Origin of the sequence: Eubacterium sp. AF22-8LB, from assembly GCF_003458715.1 — a bacterium.
Taxonomy (GTDB): Bacteria; Bacillota_I; Bacilli_A; order Erysipelotrichales; family Erysipelotrichaceae; genus Holdemanella.
In genome coordinates, this window is sequence record NZ_QRVI01000065.1 from 1 (window position 1) to 1039 (window position 1039).

Annotated in this window: 1 protein-coding gene; it reads left to right on the top strand. The window is 35.9% G+C overall.

Annotation, left to right across the window (positions count from 1 at the left end; all coding sequences use genetic code 11):
* Positions 1-125 precede the first annotated feature (125 nt).
* Positions 126-1039, top strand: a 914-nt coding sequence (locus DWY01_RS11410; protein ID WP_199519967.1) for a transposase, incomplete at its 3' end; no start/stop codon positions are given.

Below are 1039 nucleotides of genomic sequence, written 5' to 3' on the forward strand. Positions count from 1 at the left end.
TTTTTAAAATCTGATAGAATATCTGTGGCAGAAACGTACTTCATAAACCCAAAAATAGTCGACGTTTCTGCCATTTATTATGCCAAAAATGATATAATTATAGAGGGTTTATGGAGGATATCACAATGGCTATGACTAACAGAAACAATGCAAAATTAGATTGCATGATTTATTATACATTAGATGAATTAGTACCACAGGATCATTTGGTTCGTAAGATGGAGGAGGCTCTTGATTTTCGGTTTATTTATCCGAAAGTTCAGCATCTTTACAGTCGTCACGGCAGACCGAGTATCGATCCTGTGGTTCTTTTTAAAATGCTTATCATAAATATCGTGTTTGGAATCAATTCTATGCGCAAGACATGTCAGGAGATCGAAGTCAATTTGGCATATCGCTGGTTTCTTGGATTAAGTATTGATGAGAAGATTCCAAACTTTTCTACATGGTCTCAGAACTATATTCGTAGATATAAAGATTCAACTATATTTAAAGAGATATTTATGGAAATCTTAGAACAGGCCGTTGATTATGGTTTTGTCGATTTCACAACGGTATTTGGAGACAGCACGCATCAGAAGGCAAATGCCAATAAAAGAAAAAGTGTCAAAAAAGAAGTAGAGATCCTCAAAAAGAAATACGAAGATGATCTGTTGGCTGAAATCAACGAGGATAGAGAATGTATAGGTAAAGAGGCATTTGATTCAATGGTGCATGCAGAATATGTACATGATGAGGAAACGGGTGAAGAAGTAAAAAAAACTTCAACTAAAACAATTACAGAAAGCACTATAGATCCAGAAAGTGGCTGCTTCCATAAAGGTGAGAAGGAGAAATGTTTTGCGTACTCGCATCAAACTTTCTGCGATAAGAATTCGTTCGTACTGGCAGTTACAACAGTTCCTGGAAATGTACATGATAGTGTTAGCTTTTTTGATGCCTATGAAGAATTGATCAATGGAAAATATGGATACCTGATTAAGAATGTTTCGTTAGATGCCGGATACATGACACCCGCAATATGCAGAGCCATTGTACA